The sequence below is a fragment of the Comamonas sp. FG99 genome (genome assembly GCF_057808605.1).
Map to the genome: position 1 here is coordinate 1 of NZ_JBMDII010000038.1, position 19,792 is coordinate 19,792.

Genomic DNA, 19,792 nt, shown 5'->3' on the forward strand with positions numbered 1-19,792 from the left:
TCGTTGGGCTCATAACCCAAAGGTCGGAGGTTCAAATCCTTCTCGCGCAACCAAGTTGACCAATGCCTGCTGTGCCTGTGTGCCCAGCAGGCTTTTTGCTTTTGAAGCATCGGCGCCCGCCTGCGGCGCTTTTCTTCCCGGAACCGCTTTTTTTAGTATTGAGCGGTCTTCCTAGGGTTTTTCCGGGTTATAATCTTTATCGCGCGATGGAGCAGTCTGGTAGCTCGTTGGGCTCATAACCCAAAGGTCGGAGGTTCAAATCCTTCTCGCGCAACCAAGATGATCGAAACCTGCTGTGCCTGTGTGCCCAGCAGGTTTTTTTTGCCGCCGGGCCGCCCAAAGGCAAAAATCGCCCCCTTGGGGGGCAGCGGCTACACGCAGTGAGCAAGCGTGGGGGCCTTTGGGGTTATGGCAAGCCGCTTCAGCGCTGCCGCAAGAAGGCCAGCAGCACCCCGCTGTAGCGGTGCAGATGCCGGTCCGCGATCTGCCCGTTGCTGAAGCAGCCGATCAATGGAACATCGCCGAGCGCCTGGTGCAGCAGCTCCAGCTCCGCGTGTTCGCCGCCAAAGTACGGGCCGCCACGGCCTATGCAGCTGATGTAGACCGCGCCGGCGATATAGCGATTGGGGGCGGGAGCGCCCTGCGCCAGGCCCTGTGCCTGCGGCAGGGCGGCGCTGGCGGACAGCTCTTCGCGCACTTCGGTGCCCATGCGCACCAGGTCGCCGCGCGCGGTGCTCAGGCTGCGCTGGCAGATGGTCAGCCGCTGGCCGGCGGCAACCGGCTCCGGCAGGACGATGCCGCGCCGCTGCAGATCCAGCCCCAGCAGCGGGCGCATGCGCGCCGAGGGCAGCAGGCCGGCATGGCCCTTGGCCGGCGGCGGGCTGCCGCCATCATCCAGGCCGGCCAGAAAATGCGGCATCTTGCGGACCGCGTCCTCGGGATGCAGGGCGATGTCCACCTGCAGCACATCCTGCAGCACGTCCAGCGCCGGGCGTCCGTCCAGCGCCAGCACCACATTGTCCTGGGCGGCGAAGATGGCCATGGGCGCGCTGACGGGGTTGCAGCCGTGGGTCAGGCGTATCAGCGCATTCGCGCCGTGGCGAAAGGCGATGCCCGACAGGCCGCCGGTGAAGATGCCATCATGGCCCGGCGCGAGCGCCTTGCTCCAGGCCACCTGCACCGGGGCGACGATGCCCGAGCTGAGCCCCCCGGCCAGGGTCTGGAGGCTGGTGCGCTCTGCCAGCTCTTCGAGCAGGTTGTCCAGCTCGGGCAGGGCGCCGTCGGCATGCACCAGCGCGGATTCGGCCTGGAATCCGCTGGCGCCCGCCAGGCCTGGCATGGGGGCGATGCCGGAATAGATGCGGTACGCATCCGCCGGCAGATCCAGCAGCATGACGCTCAGCGCCGCGTCGCCCATGTATTCCGCATGCGCGGCCATCACCCCGACGCTGACCGAGCCGGCCCAGTCGCTCACCTGGGGGAATTCGTCTTGCAGCGCCTCCAGGATGGCATGCGCATCGCGGGCATAGTGGTCGCTGAAATACAGCAGTCCCAGGCGGGCCGAAGGCGCGTAGTTCATCGTGGCCATGCGGGCCCGGATCTGCGCGACCACCAGCGCCACCGCGATCCGCCAGGCGGGGTGGGTGGCATGTCCGTAGGGGAACAGCTTCAAGCGGGCCTTTCATCCGCAGCGCAGCTGCGGTCGATGGGGAATGCCGATTCAGCGCGCGCGGGGTTTGGGCGGGCTGCTCTTGGCCTTGGCCTTGCTGCCTGCAGCGGTGCTGCGCTTGGGCGCGCTTGGCGCGGAGCGGGCCGGCGCGGCCTTTTGGGGGCTGGGCGCGGCGGCGCGGCGGGCGGCGGCCTTGGCCGGGGCGGCGGCCATGCCGGCGCGGACCTGCTCGGCCTTGTGCATCACTTCGGCCGATGCCGCAGCCGCCGCCTGGTTGGCCGCTGCGGCCTGCGCCATCGTACGCTGGGCCACGTCCTGTATGGCCTGGCTGGCGATCTGCTGGAATTGCTGGGTCAGCGCGCCCCACCATTGCATGGCGTCCACCCCGGAGGCGCCTGCGGCATTGGGCGCCGGGCCGGATGCGGCCTGGGGCTCGGCGGGCGCGGCAGGCTCAGCGGGCGCGTGCGAGCTGAAGGCCTTGCTGTAGGGATTGGCGGCTTGCGTCGCAGGTGCCGCAGGCGCGGCAGCCGGTGCGCTGGCCTCGGCGGCCGAGGCCAGGTCGCGCCAGCCCTGGACCACCGATGCGGTGAGGTTCTCCATCGGCACGTTCATGGTCTGCAGCGTGGCCAGGGTCATCTTCTGCACTTCCAGCGCCTGGATGGTGGCGGCCAGTGCGCGCTGGTTCTGCTCCAGCCAGAACTGGATGGTCTTGAGTTCACTGATGCGCTTGTCCAGCTCCTGCACGTTCATCGTGGGGGCGACCCAGTCCGTCCACTGCGGAAACTGGCTGCTGGCCAGGCGTTCCTTGCCTTCGGTGAGTTGCTTGAGGAAGTCGAATCCCGGCGCAAAGGGATTGAAGCCGCTTGCCATGTCTTGCATCATGTGTAGTCTCCAGAGTAGACCTTGGCCAGCTTACCGCAAAAGCCAGGCGAAAAAAAACCGGGCGAGCCCGGTTTTTCCGAATGCACGGCCACTGTCAGTGCCCCGATGCGCCCGCGGCGCCCAGGCCGGTTTCGGAGCGCACCTGCTGCGCGGCGAAGGCGTCGCGCTCCTTGGCGGCCTGGTCGCTCTTGTCCAGCACCGAGAACAGCCACACGCCGACGAAGCCGATGGTCATCGAGAACAGCGCGGGCGAGGTGTAGGGGAACCAGGCCGAGCCCTTGGGATGCCCCAGCGTGGCTTCCCAGACCGAGGGCGAGACGATGGTCAGCGCCACCGACGAGATCAGGCCCAGGAAGCCGCCGATCACCGCGCCCTTGGTGGTGCAGCCTTTCCACAGCACCGACAGCAGCAGCACCGGGAAGTTGGCCGAGGCCGCCACCGCGAAGGCCAGCGACACCATGAAGGCGATGTTCTGCTTCTCGAACACGATGCCCAGCAGCACCGCGATCAGGCCCAGCGCCAGCGTGGTGATGCGCGAGACGCGCAGCTCCGAGGCGCTGTCGGCCTTGCCATGCTTGAACACGGTGGCGTACAGGTCGTGCGACACGGCCGATGCGCCCGACAGTGTGAGGCCGGCAACCACCGCCAGGATGGTGGCGAAGGCCACGGCCGAGATGAAGCCGTAGAACACATCGCCGCCCACGCCCTTGGCCACCAGCACCGCGGCCATGTTGGCCGTGCCGGCGCCGCCCTTGATCACGCCCTTGGCGGTATCGGCCAGCTCGGGGTCGGTCAGCACCATGGTGATGGCGCCAAAGCCGATGATGAAGATCACCACGTAGAAGTAGCCGATCCAGGTGGTGGCCCAGAACACGCTCTTGCGCGCTTCCTTGGCATCGGGCACGGTGAAGAAGCGCATCAGGATGTGGGGCAGGCCGAGCGTGCCGAACATCAGTGCCATGCCGAAGCTGATGGCCGAGACCGGGTCCTTGATGAAGCCGCCGGGGCCCATGATCGACAGGCCGAGCTTGGCCGCCACATCCGGGGCGGCGCCGCCGTTGGCGGCGATCTGCGTCTTCACGCGCACGCCTTCGGCGAACAGCGCCTCGGGGCTGAAGCCGTACTTGGCCATGATCATGAAGGCCATGAAGGTCACGCCCGCCAGCAGCAGGCAGGCCTTGATGATCTGCACCCAGGTGGTGGCGGTCATGCCGCCGAACAGCACGTAGATCATCATCAGCGCGCCCACCAGCACCACCGCGATCCAGTAGTCCAGGCCGAACAGCAGCTTGATCAGCTGGCCTGCGCCCACCATCTGGGCGATCAGGTAGAAGGCCACCACCACCAGCGTGCCGCTGGCCGCGAAGGCGCGGAACGGCGTCTGGGAGAAGCGGTAGCCGGCCACGTCGGCGAAGGTGAACTTGCCCAGGTTGCGCAGGCGCTCGGCCAGCAGGAAGGTCAGGATGGGCCAGCCCACCAGGAAGCCGATGGAGTAGATCAGGCCGTCGTAGCCGCTGGCCATGACCGAGGCCGAAATGCCCAGGAAGGAGGCGGCCGACATGTAGTCGCCCGCGATCGCCAGGCCGTTCTGAAAGCCGGTGATGCCGCCGCCGGCGGTGTAGAAGTCCGACGCCGACTTGGTGCGGCCGGCGGCCCACTTGGTGATCCACAGCGTGCCGGCCACGAAGGCCACGAACAGGATGATGGCGGTCCAGTTGGTGGCCTGCTTGGCGGTCTCGCCCAGGTCGCCGCCAGCGGCATGCGCCGCGCCTGCGAACGCCAGCATGGCGGCCGGCGCGCTCAAAAGGGGCAGGGTGCGGGTGCTCATTGGCCGACGTCCTTCAGGATTTGCTGGGTTTGGGCGTCGAACTCGGTATTGGCGCGCCGCACGTAGAAGCCGGTGATGACGATGGTGAAGATGATCACGCCCAGGGCGATCGGAATGCCCAGCGTGGTCACGCCCGCGCCCAGGGGCTGGGCGAGGAACTCCTTGTCGAACGCGATGAGTCCGATATAGCCGTAGTAGACGATCAGCATCAGGATGGTCAGCGTCCAGCCAAAGGCGTTGCGCTTGCGCTTGAGCTCCTGGTAGCGGGGATTGGCTTGGATTTTTGCAACGACGGGGTCGTTCATGTCTGTCTCCAATAAGTAGGCCGGGTGGATCACAGCAGTCGCAGTGCTGCTTGCGCCGGATTCTGGAAAGCGCAACTGACGAACTGCTTACGCACCCCCGGCTTCCAGGCGCGCCACGGCGAATCCGCGGGTAAGTCCTGATGAGAATGTTGTGCTCGTAACCGGATGTGAAAAGTGTTTGTAAGGATTTGGTCAGGAATCGTTTCGATAGTGTGTCGCAGGGCGAGGCCCACGGGTGCCGCCCGCCATTGCAACCAAGAAATCAGGAGACATCCATGGCAACTACTGCGCAGGACCGGCCCATGACGCCGGAAGAACGCAAGGTGATCTTTGCATCATCGCTGGGCACCGTTTTCGAGTGGTACGACTTCTATCTGTACGGTTCGCTGGCCGCGATCATCGCCAAGCAGTTCTTCTCGGGGCTGGATCCGACATCCGCCTTCATCTTCGCGCTGCTGGCGTTTGCCGCGGGCTTCATCGTGCGCCCGTTCGGCGCGCTGGTGTTCGGGCGCCTGGGCGACATGATCGGGCGCAAGTACACCTTCCTGGTCACCATCTTGCTGATGGGCGCGTCGACCTTCATCGTCGGCATTCTTCCCAACTACGGCAGCATCGGCGTGACCGCGCCGATCATCCTGATCGTGCTGCGCATGCTGCAGGGCCTGGCGCTGGGCGGCGAGTACGGCGGCGCGGCCACCTATGTGGCCGAGCATGCGCCCCAGGGCAAGCGCGGCGCCTACACCTCGTGGATCCAGACCACCGCCACGATGGGCCTGTTCCTGTCGCTGCTGGTCATCCTCGGTACCCGCACGCTGATGGGCGAGCCCACCTTCAACGACTGGGGCTGGCGCATTCCGTTCCTGGTGTCGATCCTGCTGCTGGCGGTGTCGGTGTGGATCCGGCTGTCGCTGTCGGAGTCGCCCGCGTTCCAGCGCATGAAGGCCGAGGGCAAGACGTCAAAGGCGCCGCTGAAGGAATCATTCGGCGAATGGAAGAACCTGAAGATCGTGATCCTGGCCCTGCTGGGCCTGACCGCGGGCCAGGCCGTGGTCTGGTACACCGGCCAGTTCTATGCGCTGTTCTTCCTGACCCAGCAGCTGAAAGTCGATGCGGTCACCGCCAACCTGATGATCGCCGTGGCCCTGCTGATCGGCACGCCGTTCTTCGTGGTGTTCGGCTCGCTGTCCGACAAGATCGGCCGCAAGCCCATCATCATGGCCGGCTGCCTGCTGGCGGTGCTCACCTACTTTCCGGTGTTCAAGGCGCTGACTGCCGCGTCCAACCCCGACCTGGCCTCGGCGCAGGCGCGCAACCAGGTGGTGGTGGTGGCCGACCCCAAGGAGTGCTCGTTCCAGTTCAACCCGACCGGCACCTCCAAGTTCACCAGTTCGTGCGACATCGCCAAGCAGCTGCTGTCCGCCAGCTCGGTCAGCTATGAGAACCAGGAGGCGCCGGCCGGCACGCCGGCCGTGGTGAAGATCGGCAGCGAGGCCATCCCCAGCTACAGCGCCAAGGGGCTGGCCGCCGACGAGCTCAAGGCCAAGGACGCCGCGTTCAAGAAGGCGGTGAGCGAGACACTGGCCAAGGATGGCTATCCCGCGAAGGCCGACCCGGCCAAGATGAACAAGCTGCTGATGATCGCGTTGCTGACCTACCTGGTCATCCTGGTCACCATGGTCTACGGGCCGATCGCCGCCATGCTGGTGGAAATGTTCCCGACCCGCATCCGCTACACCTCGATGAGCCTGCCCTACCACATCGGCAATGGCTGGTTCGGCGGCCTGCTGCCCACCACCTCGTTCGCGATCGTGGCGCAGACCGGCAACATGTACAACGGCCTGTGGTATCCGATCATCATCGCCGGCATCACCTTCGTGCTGGGCACCTTGTTCATCCGCGAAACCAAGGACGTGGACATCTACGCCGCCGACTGAGCGCTGTGTGCCGCGCGCCACAGCTGTCATGCTGGGGTAAACCATAGGCTGTAGCGGCGGCGCGTCAATCTGTCAGCCAAATCCTATTCTTTTGAAGGATCTGGCTGACAACCCGCCTAGAATTTCGCTCATGTGCAAAACGATGTGAACGCCTGTAACCCGGGCGTTTATTTCATTCATCGTTTGCCGAACCCATTGACCATTTGGAAGGATTCGTATGCGTTTGAACCGTTTGATGATTGCCGTGCTGGCGGTGGCCGGTACCTCGGCTGCGCTGGCCCAGAGCAGCGTGCAAGTCTATGGCCGCGTGAACACCACGGTGGAGCGCCAGAAGATCGGCGGCGACACCCTGACCGGTTTGTTCAACAACTCCTCGCGTATCGGTTTCCGTGGCACGGAAGACCTGGGCGGTGGCCTGAAGGCTGGCTTCATCCTGGAATCCGGCTTCAACTCCGACACCGGCTCCGGCACCGGCTCCACCCCGGGCCTGACCTTCAAGCGCCAAAGCGAAGTGAACCTGTCCGGCAATTTCGGTATGGTGCGCCTGGGCAACTGGTTCCCCGAGTCGTACTTCGCCTCGGCCGACTATGTGAGCATGCACAACCATGACACCGGCTCCTCCGCCGACGCGCTGTACATCGACCCGAACTGGATGGGCGCGGGCGTGCCCATGCAAGGCGGCGCTGGCGGCATCGGCACCGGCAACAAGGTGGCCTACCGCACGCCCAGCTTCGGCGGCTTCACCGCCGAAGGCGCCATCTCGATGCACGAGAAGGTTGCCGGCACCAACAACAAGAACGGCTACGACCTGGCCGCCAACTACAACACCGGCCCGGTGCACCTGGGCGCGGGCTACAGCAAGTGGGACAGCAACTGGCAGGCATCGCTGCGCGCGCTGTACACCTTCGGCCAGTTCACCGTGGGCGGCTACTACCAGCGCAACGACGACGACCTGCTGGGCTCGCGCAACAACTTCCGCGTGTCGGGCATGTATGCGCTGGGCGCATCGGAATTCCACGTCAACGTGGGCCGCGCCAACAAGTGGAGCAAGCTCGACGCCTCGGCCGCGCTGCAGTGGACCCTGGGCTACAACTACAACCTGAGCAAGCGCACCAAGGTGTATGGCTACTACACCAAGATCGACAACAAGGCCAACGCAGCCTACGGCACCGGCGTGGCGGGCATGGACTTCAGCTCGCTGGCCGTCGGTATCCGCCACAACTTCTAAGGTTCAACTCCATCCTCGCCCGTTGAGTTCCGGGCAAGGTTGACAGGCGCTCGCCCGCATCTCTCACGAGGTGCGGGTTTTTTTGTGGCTGTCACCCATCGACACTGCAACAGGTTTTCCTGATCGCATCAACATTTTTGCTGCATCTATGCTAGATTTCCCCACAGTTGATTATTTTTCGACCTACAGAGAACTACATGCACGCAGCACTTACCAGACGGCATCGCATCCGCCCCGCATTGGCTGGCGGCTATGGCGTGCGTCCGCTGCTGAAGAAGCGGCGCGAGATGCCTGCCATCTCGGAGAAAACACGTCGCAGTTTCGAGATGATCTCTGCTTCGGCCAATGCCGGCTTGTTCACGCTGGATGCCGCATTGAAGGCCTTTTCCCAGGTCAAAACCTGAGCTTGAGGTAGGCAGCCTTGGCGACCCGGATGACGAAGGCGCTTCGGGATTTGTTCGAGGAGCGTGGCACGGATGCCGACAATTTCCTGGCGGAATTTGACCATTGGAAGGCGCTTGGCGCTGCTGGGGAGTACAGCAGCTATCTGTTCGGCAAGGATGCTGCATACTGGCGCCCCGAGGTGAATGGCGAAAGCAATGTGCTACGCCATGTGCATCTGGTGCCGCTGGCCAATGCGGAGCAATTGGCGCATTGGAACAAGGCTTGGCGCCACCGTTCACGGAAGACCAGCGATAGGGCGCTGGTCTATGCCTCGGACCATTACCAAGGGCATTTGCTGCTCTTCATTCTTGATGAGCCGCACGCCCATGCGATCGCCTCCATGAAAACCCCTGCGCATTGCCACCTGATGAGGCAGTTTGCCGCCATCGCGGAACGATTCATCCAGACTGGCGAGATCATCGCTTAGCCGATCTGCTGCTAAAAAGCTGCAAGTCCTGTTGCATGTTGCGAACGCATATGTAAATCAGGCTCTTCTTGCTATCAATATAAAAGCAAATCTGTTTTTATGTACAGTAGTTTGCAGGGTCATTCCAGGCGCCGGAAGGTGTTGCGGGGCAACTCCCTAGAATGGTCTGCCTTCGCCACCGAGACGAGAACGGTATGACCCAGGGACAGATTCGCATCCGCGGCGCGCGCCAGCACAATCTCAAGAACATCGACCTCGACATCCGCACCGGCGAGCTCACGGTGGTCACCGGCCCCAGCGGCTCGGGCAAGTCCAGCCTGGTGTTCGACACGCTGTATGCCGAGGGCCAGCGCCGCTATGTGGAGACCTTCAGCGCCTATGCGCGCCAGTTCCTCGACCGCATGGACAAGCCGGCGGTGGACAAGGTCGAGGGCGTGCCGCCGGCCATTGCCATCGACCAGACCAACCCGGTGCGCAGCTCGCGCTCCACCGTGGGCACGATGACCGAGCTGAACGACCACCTGAAGCTGCTGGTGGCGCGGGCCGGCCACCTGTTCGACCGCGAGACCGCGCTGCCGGTGCAGCACGACACGCCCGAGAGCATCTACGCGCAGCTGCTGCAGCGCGCCGCAAAGGATGATCCCCGCCTGGTGCTGACCTTCCCGGTCGAGCTGCCGGCCAACACCAGCGCCGACGAGGTGGCGCAGTGGCTGTCGGCCAGCGGCTTCACCAAGGTGCAGGCCGAGCGCGAGGTGGATGCGCCGCTGCGCGCAGAGCCCAAGGGCAAGAAGGCCAAGGCCGGCGATGCGCCGGCGCGCGTCAAGCTGCTCGACGTGGTGGCCGACCGCTTCCGCATGTCCAAGGCCGAGAAGGCGCGGGTGATCGAGGCCATCGAGGTGGCGCTCAAGCGCGGCAGCGGGCACATGACGGTGTACCGCCTGGCTGGCGAGGAGGGCGCCGAAGCCGAGCTGTGGCGCTTTTCGTCCGGCCTGCACTGCCCCGAAAGCCACCTGCGCTACCACGAGCCCATTCCGTCGATGTTCTCGTTCAACTCGGCCGTCGGCGCCTGCGAGGCCTGCCGGGGCTTTGGCCGCGTGATCGGCGTGGACTGGAGCCTGGTCATCCCCAACGACAAGCTCACGCTGCGCACTGGCGTGATCAAGCCGGTGCAGACCCCGGCGTGGAAGGAGATCCAGGACGACCTGATGCGCCATGCCGAGGCGCAGGGCATACCGCGCGACACCGCCTGGGCCAAGCTCACCGAGGCGCAGAAGCACTGGGTCATCCATGGCCAGAGCGACTACCGCGAGGGCAACTGGAGCCGCCAGTGGTATGGCATCCGCCGCTTCTTCGAGTACCTGGAGACCAAGGCCTACAAGATGCACATCCGCGTGCTCTTGTCCAAGTACCGCAGCTACACGCCGTGCCCGGTGTGCGCCGGCGCGCGGCTCAAGACCGAAAGCCTGCTGTGGCGTGTGGGCAGCAAGGAGGACGCCGACGCCGCGCTGGCGCCATCGCCGCGCTGGGCTGCCCCAAGCGGCGATAGCCCCCTCGGGGGGCAGCAAGGACACGATAGTGCCGAGCGTGGGGGTAAGCAGTTTGAGAGATTCATGCCGCAGGGCACGGCCTGGACGCGCGCGCAGCTCGAGGCGCTGCCCGGCCTGTGCCTGCACGATCTGATGCTGCTGCCCATCGAGCGGCTGCGCCTGTTCTTCGAGCGCATGGACATCCGCCGCAGCAACGACGGCGACGCCCAGGCGCTGAAGCTGCTGCACGAGGAGATCAGCAACCGCCTCAAGTACCTGTGCGACGTGGGCATTGGCTACCTCACGCTCGACCGGCAAAGCCGCACGCTCAGCGGCGGCGAGGTGCAGCGCATCAACCTCACCACCGCGCTGGGCACCTCGCTGGTCAATACGCTGTTCGTGCTCGACGAGCCGTCGATCGGCCTGCACCCGCGCGACATGGACCGCATCACCGAGGCGATGAAGCGGCTGCGCGACGCGGGCAATACCCTGGTGGTGGTGGAGCACGACCCGGCCGTCATGTTCGCCGCCGACCGCATGATCGACATGGGCCCCGGCCCCGGCGAGAAAGGCGGCCAGATCGTGTTCGACGGCCCCACCGCCGCGCTGCGCCGCGCCGACACGCTGACCGGCGCCTACCTGGGCGGCCGCAAGCAGGTGGGCATGGGCGCCAAGCGCATGGTCACCGAGGCCACGCCGCGCCTGATCCTCGAAGGCGCCAGCGAGCACAACCTGCGCGATCTCGATGTCGACTTTCCGCTGCAGCGGCTGGTGGTGGTCACCGGCGTCAGCGGCTCGGGCAAGTCCACGCTGATCCAGGACGTGCTGGCGCCCGCGCTGATGCGGCACTTCGGCAAGCCCACCGAGGCCGCCGGCGCGCACCGGCGCCTGCTGGGCGCAGATCACCTGAGCGATGTGGTCTTCGTCGACCAGTCGCCCATCGGCAAGACCGCGCGCTCCAACCCGGTGAGCTATGTGGGCGCCTGGGACGCCATCCGCGAGCTGTTCGCCACCGCGCCGCTGTCGGCCCAGCGCGGCTACACCGCGGCCAAGTTCAGCTTCAACAGCGGCGACGGGCGCTGCCCCACCTGCGGCGGCTCGGGCTTCGAGCATGTGGAGATGCAGTTCCTCTCCGACGTGTACCTGCGCTGCCCCGACTGCGACGGCCGGCGCTACCGGCCCGAGATCCTCGAAGTGAAGATCGAGCGCGGCGGCAGGCACCTGAGCGTGGCCGACGTGCTGGAGCTGACGGTGAGCGAGGCCGCGCAGTGCTTTGCCGGCGACCGCGACGTGATCCGCGCGCTGCAGCCCATCGTCGACGTGGGGCTGGAGTACGTCAAGCTCGGCCAGCCCGTGCCCACGCTCAGCGGCGGCGAGGCGCAGCGCCTCAAGCTCGCGGGCTACCTGGCCGAGGCGGCCAAGAGCCAGTCCAAGTCGCGCCAGTCGCTGGCCAGGAAGGGCATGCTCTTCCTGTTCGACGAGCCCACCACCGGCCTGCACTTCGACGACATCGCCAAGCTCATGCGTGCGCTGCGCAAGCTGCTGGAGGCCGGCCACTCGCTGATCGTCATCGAGCACAACCTCGACGTGATCCGCGCCAGCGACTGGCTGATCGACCTGGGGCCCGACGCCGGCGACCACGGCGGCGAGATCGTGGCCCAGGGCACGCCCGAAGAAGTACGCAAGAGCGGCCAGTCGCACACCGCGCAGGCGCTGCGCGACTATGAAGACATGTTCAGCGTTGAGCGTTTGGCGTTGAGCGTGCAGGAGCCCGCGCCGCCTTGGGTGGTCCACGCTCAACCCTCGACGCGCCACGCACAACGGCCGGAGGCCATCGAGATCGTCAACGCCAAGGAGCACAACCTCAAGGCCTTGAGCGTGGATGTGCCGCGCGGCAAGTTCAATGTGGTCACCGGCGTGTCGGGTTCGGGCAAGTCCACGCTGGCCTTCGACATCCTGTTCAACGAAGGCCAGCGCCGCTACCTCGAATCGCTCAACGCCTATGCACGCTCCATCGTGCAGCCCGCGGGCCGGCCCGAGGTGGACGCGGTCTACGGCATACCGCCCACCGTGGCCATCGAGCAGCGCCTGTCGCGCGGCGGGCGCAAGTCCACCGTGGGCACCACCACCGAAGTCTGGCACTTCCTGCGCCTGCTCTACGTCAAGCTCGGCGTGCAGCACTGCATCCACGACGATGCCGCCGTGCAGCCGCAGACGCCGGACAGCATCGCCGCGCAGCTGCTCACGCAGTACCGCGGCCAGCTCATCGGCCTGATGGCGCCGCTGGTGGTGGCGCGCAAGGGCGTGTACACCGAGCTGGCCGACTGGGCCCGCCCGCGCGGCTACACGCACCTGCGCGTCGATGGCGCCTTCCTGCCGACCACCGGCTTTCCCCGGCTCGACCGCTTCAAGGAGCACACCATCGAGCTGCCGGTGGCCAGCCTGGTGGCCCTGCCCGCCAACGAGGCGCTGCTGCGCGACAAGCTGGCCACCGCGCTGGAGCTGGGCAAGGGCGTGCTGCACCTGCTGTCGGGCATAGACGCGCTGGAAGGCGCGATGCAGGCCGGCGCGGACACCGCCGGCATCGGCCGGGTGGAGGTGTTCTCCACCAAGCGCGCCTGCCCGGTCTGCGCCACCAGCTATGCCGAGCTGGACCCGCGGCTGTTCTCCTACAACAGCAAGCATGGCTGGTGCCCCGACTGCGTGGGCACCGGCGTCAAGCTCAGCAAGGAGCAGCGCAAGGTCTTCGACGACTCGGTGATGGCCCAGGACAACCGCGGCCGCGAGCAGAGCTTCGAGGAGCCCGAGGCCGAAGACGTGGGCGATGCCGTCTGCCCGAGTTGCAAGGGCACGCGGCTGAACCCGGTGGCGCGCGCGGTGCGCTTCCATGGCATGTCCATCACCGACATCGCGCAGCTCTCGGTCAGCGAGGTGCGGCGCTGGGCCGAGGGGCTGCAGCTCTCCGGGCGCGAGTCCGACATCGCCCGCGACCTGCTGCCCGAGATCGTCGGCCGCCTGGCCTTCCTCGAAGAAGTGGGCCTGTCCTACCTCACGCTCGACCGCGGCGCGCCGTCGCTGTCCGGTGGCGAGGCGCAGCGCATCCGCCTCGCGGCGCAGCTCGGCAGCAACCTGCAGGGCGTGTGCTACGTGCTCGACGAGCCCACCATCGGCCTGCATGCGCGCGACAACCATATCCTGCTCAACGCCCTGCACAAGCTCGGCGACAAGGGCAACACCCTGGTCGTCGTCGAACACGACGAAGACACCATCCGCCGCGCCGACCACATCATCGACATCGGCCCCAGCGCCGGCAAGCGCGGCGGCCAGCTGGTGGCCGAGGGCTCGGCAGCCGACATCATGGCCGCCGCTGATTCGCAGACCGGCCGCTACCTGCTGCATGCCATGCGCCACCCGTTCCAGCCGCGCCGCTGGGTGGGCGAGGGCGTGCCGCCTGCCGTGGCGGATGCTATGGTTTCGGAAGCTGCTAGCGCCGATGTAGCAAGCGATGTAGATGTAAATATATCTAAAAACCGCAAGAAGAAAGCGCTAAAAGCTACTGAAAACATAGCGGCAGAAGCAGACCGCGCACTGCCCTGGCTGACGCTGCGCGGCGCGCACCTGCACAACCTGCAGAACGTGGACCTGCGCCTGCCGCTCAAGCGCCTGGTGGCCGTCACCGGCGTCAGCGGCTCGGGCAAATCCACGCTGGCGCGCGACGTGCTGCTGGCCAACGTGGCGGCCTGGGTGGGCCAGCGCGCCACCAAGGCCGGGCGCGACGCGATGGATGCCGGCAAGGCGCCGGCGCTCATCGGCTGCAAGGGCCTGCAGGGCTTCGAGACCATAGACCGCGTGCTTGAAGTCGACCAGACGCCCATCGGCAAGACGCCGCGCTCCTGCCCGGCCACCTACATCGGCTTCTGGGACACCATCCGCAAGCTCTTCGCCGAAACGCTGGAGGCCAAGGCACGCGGCTATGCGGCCGGGCGCTTCTCGTTCAACACCGGCGAAGGCCGCTGCCCGGGCTGCGAAGGCCAGGGCATGCGCACCATCGAGATGGCCTTCCTGCCCGATGTGAAAGTGCCCTGCGAGGTCTGCCACGGCGCGCGCTTCAACCCCGAGACCCTGGCGGTCACCTGGCGCGGCAAGAGCATTGGCGACGTACTGCAGATGGAGGTGGACGAGGCAGTGGATTTCTTCGCCAGCATGCCCAGCATCGCGCACCCGCTGCAGCTGCTGAAGGACGTGGGCCTGGGCTACCTCACGCTGGGCCAGCCCTCGCCCACGCTCAGCGGCGGCGAGGCGCAGCGCATCAAGCTGGTCACCGAGCTCACCAAGGTGCGCGACGACGTGACCCGGCGCGGCAACAAGGCGCCGCACACGCTCTACGTGCTCGACGAGCCCACGGTCGGCCTGCACATGGCCGATGTGGACAAGCTCATCCGCGTGCTGCACCGCCTGGTCGACGGCGGCCACAGCGTGGCGGTGATCGAGCACGACCTCGACGTGATCGCCGAGGCCGACTGGATCATCGACCTCGGCCCCGAAGGCGGCTCGGGCGGCGGCCGCATCGTGGCCGCCGGCACTCCCGAGGACCTGGTGCGCATCGGCACGCATACCGGCAAGGCTCTGGCGCCGGTGCTGGGGCGGGGGTGATGGGGGCAGGGATGCTTAGGCGCACCCCTTCAAGGTCTTGAGCATTGAACAGGCTTTCTTTACGTGGCCAAGAGGTTGAGCGTTGTGCGCCCGGGGGTTTACGGCTTTCACGCTCAACGCAAACCCTCAACGCTCAACGGCCTGCAGCGCCATGGGCGCTCACGACGGCACAACACCTTGAAAAGGATGATGCTTAGGCGTGGAGCGGCATTTCCCCTATCATCATGGAATCATGGCGGTAACCAGCAGGCCTGCCGCCGGCAACGATTGGAGGACATCGCATGAGCATTGCCAGCCATTACGAGAATGCCAGCTTCCTGCGTGAACTGGCGGAAAGCCTGCCGCGTATCCGGCCACAAGGTCACACAGCTGCCCAGGCCGCGCTGCTGCAGCGGCTGGCCGACGAGGAATTGGCACAGGCCCAGCACGAGGAATGGGTGCGCACCAAGGTTGCCAGCGCCAGGGCAGACACCCGGCCGACCTTCACCGTCGACGAGGTCTCGCAGCGGCTTCATGCTCGCTATGAAAGGCTGCGCGGTGCCGTATGAGGTTGCATGGAGCGCATCCGCGTTAGAGGATATGGAGGCGCTGCTTGATTACCTTGCGGAGCAAGCCTCGTTGTGGGAGGCACGCAGTCTGTGCGAGCGGCTGGTGAACAGCACCCGGCATCTGGCTGAGTTCCCCAGGCTATATGAAGCGGCCCCTTCCTATGGAGACGGCGTTCGCCGCATCAGTACTCTCGGGCAACATGTCCTCTATGAAATCGATGATCGGAAGCAAACCGTGACGGTACTCGCCGTGGTGGGGCAGCGGCAGCAAACGCGCACGCGCTGAGCGGCGTGAATCAGGCCGAACAACTGCCGGCTCAGGCCTGCGAATCGAATGCCTGCCGGCGGCTTGGGAAAAGCACTTGGCCGGCGTTCCATAATGCAGCCATGACTTCCTCCCCCAAACGCTTCTCTATGATCCGCGAGTTCCACCTCGCGGACTGGTTCACGCTCGGCAATGCCGTCTGCGGCGTGGGTGCGCTGTTCTCCATCATCACCTACATCGAGCGGGCGGATGTGCGCCATGTGTACTTCGCCTGCGCCCTGGTGCTGGCGGCGCTGGTGTTCGACGTGCTCGACGGGCGGGTGGCGCGCTGGCGCCAGAAAAGCTCGGCCATGGGGCGCGAGCTCGATTCGCTGGCCGATGTGATCTCGTTCGGCGTGGCGCCGGCGCTGATCGCCTACGGCTGCGGCATGCAGGGGCTGTACGACCGCATCGTGCTGGCGTACTTCGTGGCCTGCGGCGTGTCGCGCCTGGCGCGCTTCAACATCACCGCCGAGGAGCTGTCGGGCGGCACCGGCAAGGTCAAGCATTTCGAGGGCACGCCGATACCGACCTCGATCGTGCTGGTCGCGCTGCTGGCGCTGGCCGCCTCGGTGGGCGCGCTGCGCGACCAGCTGTGGTGGGGCAGCGTCAAGCTCGGCGGCTTCACGCTGCATCCGCTGGTGCTGCTGTTCGCGCTGTCGGGCTCGCTGATGATCAGCCGCATCCGGATTCCCAAGCTCTAGTCTCCGGTCACGCCACGATCCAGGCCGGCATCCTGGCCGGCGCCAGCGCGCTGGAGAGCTTGGCCCAGTCGCGCTGGCTGAGGTGCGGCTGCACCGTGTCGAGCACGGCAGCGAGCACAGGGGCCGGGGCCGCGGCCTGCATGCCGGCCAGCAGCGCGGCGCGTTCGGCGGGCGCCATCGCCGGCACCATCCAGCGCAGGTACATCAGGTTTTCCGCAGGCGGCAGCGAGGCCACGATGCGCCCCTCCAGCGCCTGCAGCTCGTCGTCGCCATAGCAGGCCCAGAGCACCTGGTTGTGCTCGATCTCCTCGGCATGCATGTGCACGAAGTTCTCGGCCACGAACAGCGCCAGCTTGCGGTACAGCGCCAGCGCGGCCTGCTCGCGCGCCGGGCCGGGGCTGGCGGCGCACAGCCCGGAGACCGCGCGGCGCAGCTCGGCGATCGCGGCCAAGTGCTCGGCATGCTCGCCGGCCACATGGCGCGAGGAGCCGGGCCGGCGCGCCTCCATCGCGGGGTGGATGAAATCATTCTCATGCTCCAGATGGCCGGTGCAGGCGTCGCCCAGCTCCAGCACGCGCTCGCAGACGGCGTGCAGCTCGGCGCCATCGTGCACGTCCATGCACCCGACGGCGTGCAGCGTGTCCATCATCATGGCGCGCAAGGCCTTGTGGATGCCGGCATAGATGTCCATGCGCGGCGCTGCGGCCGTGGTGGCGGGGGCGGTGAAAAGCTTGGCTTCGGACGGTGGCTTCATGGTGGTGGCTATGGGGAAAAGTGGAGGAACGGCTGCAACCCGGCGCTGCAGCGTTCGCATTCTGGAAGCCGGCCGCCGCCAGCGCCATTCCCCCATGGGGTACGGCCGGCGCAAGCGCGGCGTCAGCGGCGCAGGCCGTGCCCCAGCGCTTCCCAGTCGCTGGCGCCGGCGGCTTCGAGAATGGTGCGCAAGTGCTTCTTCAGCGCGGCGGCGCCGACGCCGGTGAGCCCGCTGCAGTCGCTGCGCGCGTGGCCCAGGCCGGCGAGCAGGGCGATTTCGCGCTGCAGCGGCGACAGCGGCAGCGCGAGCACCCGGCGCACCACGTCGATCTGGCGCGGGCGCTGCAGCTGCAGCGTCAGCAGCCACTGCCCGGGCTGGCCGGCATCGGCGGCCACGGGGTACAGCGGGTGCATGCGAATGTCGAGCACGCCGTGCGGCACCGCGATGCGGGCGGACTGGCCCGGCTGCAGGCCGAGCTGGCCGAAGAAATGGGCCGGCAGTGCCGCCCCGGCCTCGCCGCGCAGGCCCAGGCCGCGCAGGTTGGCGCCCCGCAGCAGCTGCAGCGCAGTGGCATCGGCCAGCACCGGGCGCAGGCTGCCGGCATCGAGCAGCACATGGCCTACCGCGCCAGCGTCGTGGCGGGTGTCCAGGCTGCCGGCGGGCATGCGTGCGAAGGCCCGCTGCAGGCTCGCGCCCGCGCGCTCCAGGAGGGCGGCCTCGGCAGCGCCGAAGCCGCTGCCGAAGCCACTCTCTTGTGCGCGGAACAATGCGACGACGGCGCGGGTCACCGGGTCGGCGGGGCCCGGCGCCTCGACGCGCAGGTCCAGCGTGTGGTGGTGGCCGCTGGCGCGCACCAGCAGGTTGTAGGTATTGGAGCGGAAATACCCGGCATCGGGCGCGAGCAGGCGGCCGACCCGCGGCCCCTGCGGCTGCGCCAGCGCGAGCACATTGGTCTCGTGCGCGCCGACGAACAGGCGTTGGAATTCGTTGAGGAACAGGTTCTGCACCGAGGCCGGCGAGTCCTCGTGGAAGAAGCCTTCCGGCAGGCCCTGCTCATCCAGCCAGAAGAGCGCCACCGCATCCGCGCCGACCAGGGCGCGCAGCACCGCGCATACATCGGGCGCCACCGGCGCCAGCCCCAGGCCCAGCCGGCACAGCATGTCCAGCTCCTGCCACAGCCGCTGCCGCGCGGCAATGGTGGTGGCGGGGGAGGGCGGGGAATGCATGGCGCTGGCGGTCCTCGGGTGAGGCGCGCATTATGCGCAGCGCCATGGCGGCTGTAAATCGGGTTCCGCGCTATTGAAATCCCAGCGTATGCGGCAGCCAGGTGGACAGCGCGGGCACGAAGGTCAGCACGCACAGCACCACGAAGTGCGCCAGCAGGAACGGCGGCATCTCGCGCGTGAGATCGGTGATGGACACGCGCGTGGCCACCGAGGTCACGAACAGCAGGCCGCCCACCGGCGGCGTGATCATGCCCAGCGTGAGGTTGACGATCACCACCATGGCGAAGTGCGTCGGGTCGATGCCGAGCTTGAACGCGATCGGCGCCAGGATGGGCACCAGGATCATCACGCCGGGCAGCGGCTCCATGAAGATGCCGAACAGCAGCAGCAGGATGTTCACCGCGACCAGGAACATGGTGGGCGACAGGTTCCAGCCCACGATCAGCTCCGACAGGTACTGCGGAATGCCCTCCACCGTGAGCACCCAGGCGAAGGCCGCCGACGTGGCCATCACCAGCAGCACCGAGGCGGTGAGCATGGCCGAGCGCGCCAGGATGCCCGGCAGCGCCGACCACCGCAGTGTGCGGTACACCCACTTGCCGCAGATCAGCGCGTAGAACACGGCCACCACCGAGGCCTCGGTGGGCGTGAAGATGCCGAAGCGGATGCCGACCACGATCAGCACGATGAGCATCAGCGCCGGCACCGCCTTGAAGCTGTTGAGCCACATCTCGCGGCCGCTCGGGCGCGGCTCGGTGGAGCGGTAGTCGCGCTTCTTGCAGACCCACCAGTTCACCGCCGCCATCGCGATCGAGATCAGGATGCCGGGGATGAAGCCGGCGATGAACAGACCGCCGACCGAGACATGCTCGTCCTGCAGCGCATAGATGATCATGCTGACCGACGGCGGGATGATCGGCCCCACGATGGCGGTGCTGGCCGTGAGCGCGGCCGCATAGGGACGGTCGTAGCCGGCCTTGTCCATCATCTTCACCATCATCGAGCCGGGGCCGGCCGCATCGGCCAGCGCCGAGCCCGAGATGCCCGAGAACAGCGTCAGCGACAGCACGTTGGCATAGCCCAGGCCGCCGCGCAGGTGGCCCACGAACTGAGCCGCGAAGCGCAGCAGCACATGCGTGAGCGCGCCGCCCGACATCAGCTCGGCCGCGAGGATGAAAAAGGGCACCGCCATCAGCGGAAAGCTGTCGATGCCGGTGAACATCTCCTTGAACACCACGAGCTGCGGATAGCGGCCGCCGACGAACACGGCCAGCGAGGCCGAGATGGCCAGGGCGAAGGCCACCGGAAAGCCCAGCGCAAGCAGGACGACGATGGCGAGGAAGAGGGTGATTCCCATGGT

General features: G+C 66.7%; 15 protein-coding genes and 1 tRNA gene. 9 read left to right on the forward strand and 7 right to left on the reverse strand.

Annotated features, from left to right (window positions below; genetic code table 11):
- Nucleotides 1–200: 200 nt before the first annotated feature.
- Nucleotides 201–277: transfer RNA gene (locus ACODRX_RS20845), tRNA-Met, on the forward strand.
- 144 nt (nt 278–421) lie between these two features.
- On the opposite strand, the gene ACODRX_RS20850 is transcribed toward ACODRX_RS20845, so the two are convergent.
- The 4 genes from ACODRX_RS20850 to ACODRX_RS20865 all read right to left on the reverse strand — a co-directional run bounded on the left by ACODRX_RS20850 (nt 422) and on the right by ACODRX_RS20865 (nt 4,684).
- The gene (locus ACODRX_RS20850; RefSeq protein ID WP_488873454.1) at nt 422–1,672 is read right to left on the reverse strand and encodes an FIST signal transduction protein; all 1,251 of its coding nucleotides are present in this window, start codon (nt 1,670–1,672) and stop codon (nt 422–424) included.
- Nucleotides 1,673–1,720: 48 nt separating this feature from the next.
- On the reverse strand, nt 1,721–2,551 hold the full coding sequence (locus tag ACODRX_RS20855; protein ID WP_488873455.1) for a PhaM family polyhydroxyalkanoate granule multifunctional regulatory protein: 831 nt from the start codon (nt 2,549–2,551) through the stop codon (nt 1,721–1,723).
- 94 nt (nt 2,552–2,645) lie between these two features.
- Nucleotides 2,646–4,379 (reverse strand): cation acetate symporter, encoded by a 1,734-nt coding sequence (locus tag ACODRX_RS20860; RefSeq protein WP_488873456.1) that lies wholly within the window; start codon nt 4,377–4,379, stop codon nt 2,646–2,648.
- Nucleotides 4,376–4,684 (reverse strand): DUF485 domain-containing protein, encoded by a 309-nt coding sequence (locus ACODRX_RS20865; protein ID WP_488873457.1) that lies wholly within the window; start codon nt 4,682–4,684, stop codon nt 4,376–4,378. Before ACODRX_RS20865 ends, ACODRX_RS20860 begins: the two co-directional genes overlap by 4 nt.
- 275 nt (nt 4,685–4,959) lie before the next feature.
- Between ACODRX_RS20865 and ACODRX_RS20870 the strand changes: the two genes are divergently transcribed.
- The 8 genes from ACODRX_RS20870 (at nt 4,960) to pssA (ending at nt 16,452) form a co-directional block, all read left to right on the forward strand.
- Nucleotides 4,960–6,618 carry an MFS transporter gene (locus ACODRX_RS20870; protein ID WP_488873458.1) on the forward strand — a complete coding sequence of 553 codons (1,659 nt, stop codon included), beginning with the start codon at nt 4,960–4,962 and terminating at the stop codon, nt 6,616–6,618.
- Nucleotides 6,619–6,835: 217 nt separating this feature from the next.
- The gene (locus ACODRX_RS20875; protein WP_488873459.1) at nt 6,836–7,846 is read left to right on the forward strand and encodes a porin; all 1,011 of its coding nucleotides are present in this window, start codon (nt 6,836–6,838) and stop codon (nt 7,844–7,846) included.
- A 197-nt stretch (nt 7,847–8,043) separates the two neighbouring features.
- Complete coding sequence (locus ACODRX_RS20880; RefSeq protein WP_488873460.1) at nt 8,044–8,250, forward strand: hypothetical protein; 207 nt, start codon at nt 8,044–8,046, stop codon at nt 8,248–8,250.
- A gap of 29 nt (nt 8,251–8,279) precedes the next feature.
- Nucleotides 8,280–8,717 carry a type II toxin-antitoxin system YafO family toxin gene (locus ACODRX_RS20885; protein ID WP_488873461.1) on the forward strand — a complete coding sequence of 146 codons (438 nt, stop codon included), beginning with the start codon at nt 8,280–8,282 and terminating at the stop codon, nt 8,715–8,717.
- 194 nt (nt 8,718–8,911) lie between these two features.
- Nucleotides 8,912–14,896, forward strand: a complete 5,985-nt coding sequence (locus ACODRX_RS20890) for an excinuclease ABC subunit UvrA (RefSeq protein WP_488873462.1) — start codon at nt 8,912–8,914, stop codon at nt 14,894–14,896.
- A 281-nt stretch (nt 14,897–15,177) separates the two neighbouring features.
- Nucleotides 15,178–15,444: a plasmid stabilization protein gene (locus tag ACODRX_RS20895; protein WP_488873463.1), complete on the forward strand. Its 267-nt coding sequence runs from the start codon at nt 15,178–15,180 to the stop codon at nt 15,442–15,444.
- Nucleotides 15,410–15,730, forward strand: a complete 321-nt coding sequence (locus ACODRX_RS20900; protein WP_488873464.1) for a type II toxin-antitoxin system RelE/ParE family toxin — start codon at nt 15,410–15,412, stop codon at nt 15,728–15,730. The genes ACODRX_RS20895 and ACODRX_RS20900 overlap by 35 nt, the downstream gene beginning before the upstream one ends.
- Before the next feature lie 101 nt (nt 15,731–15,831).
- Nucleotides 15,832–16,452, forward strand: a complete 621-nt coding sequence (gene pssA, locus ACODRX_RS20905) for a CDP-diacylglycerol--serine O-phosphatidyltransferase (RefSeq protein ID WP_488873465.1) — start codon at nt 15,832–15,834, stop codon at nt 16,450–16,452.
- 7 nt (nt 16,453–16,459) lie between these two features.
- On the opposite strand, the gene ACODRX_RS20910 is transcribed toward pssA, so the two are convergent.
- The 3 genes from ACODRX_RS20910 to ACODRX_RS20920 form a co-directional block, all read right to left on the reverse strand.
- On the reverse strand, nt 16,460–17,206 hold the full coding sequence (locus ACODRX_RS20910) for a hemerythrin domain-containing protein (RefSeq protein WP_488873466.1): 747 nt from the start codon (nt 17,204–17,206) through the stop codon (nt 16,460–16,462).
- Between the two features lie 122 nt (nt 17,207–17,328).
- Nucleotides 17,329–18,432 (reverse strand): hypothetical protein, encoded by a 1,104-nt coding sequence (locus ACODRX_RS20915; protein ID WP_488873467.1) that lies wholly within the window; start codon nt 18,430–18,432, stop codon nt 17,329–17,331.
- 70 nt (nt 18,433–18,502) lie between these two features.
- Entirely contained in the window at nt 18,503–19,789 is a 1,287-nt protein-coding gene (locus ACODRX_RS20920) for a TRAP transporter large permease (RefSeq protein WP_488873468.1), read from the reverse strand.
- Nucleotides 19,790–19,792 lie beyond the last annotated feature (3 nt).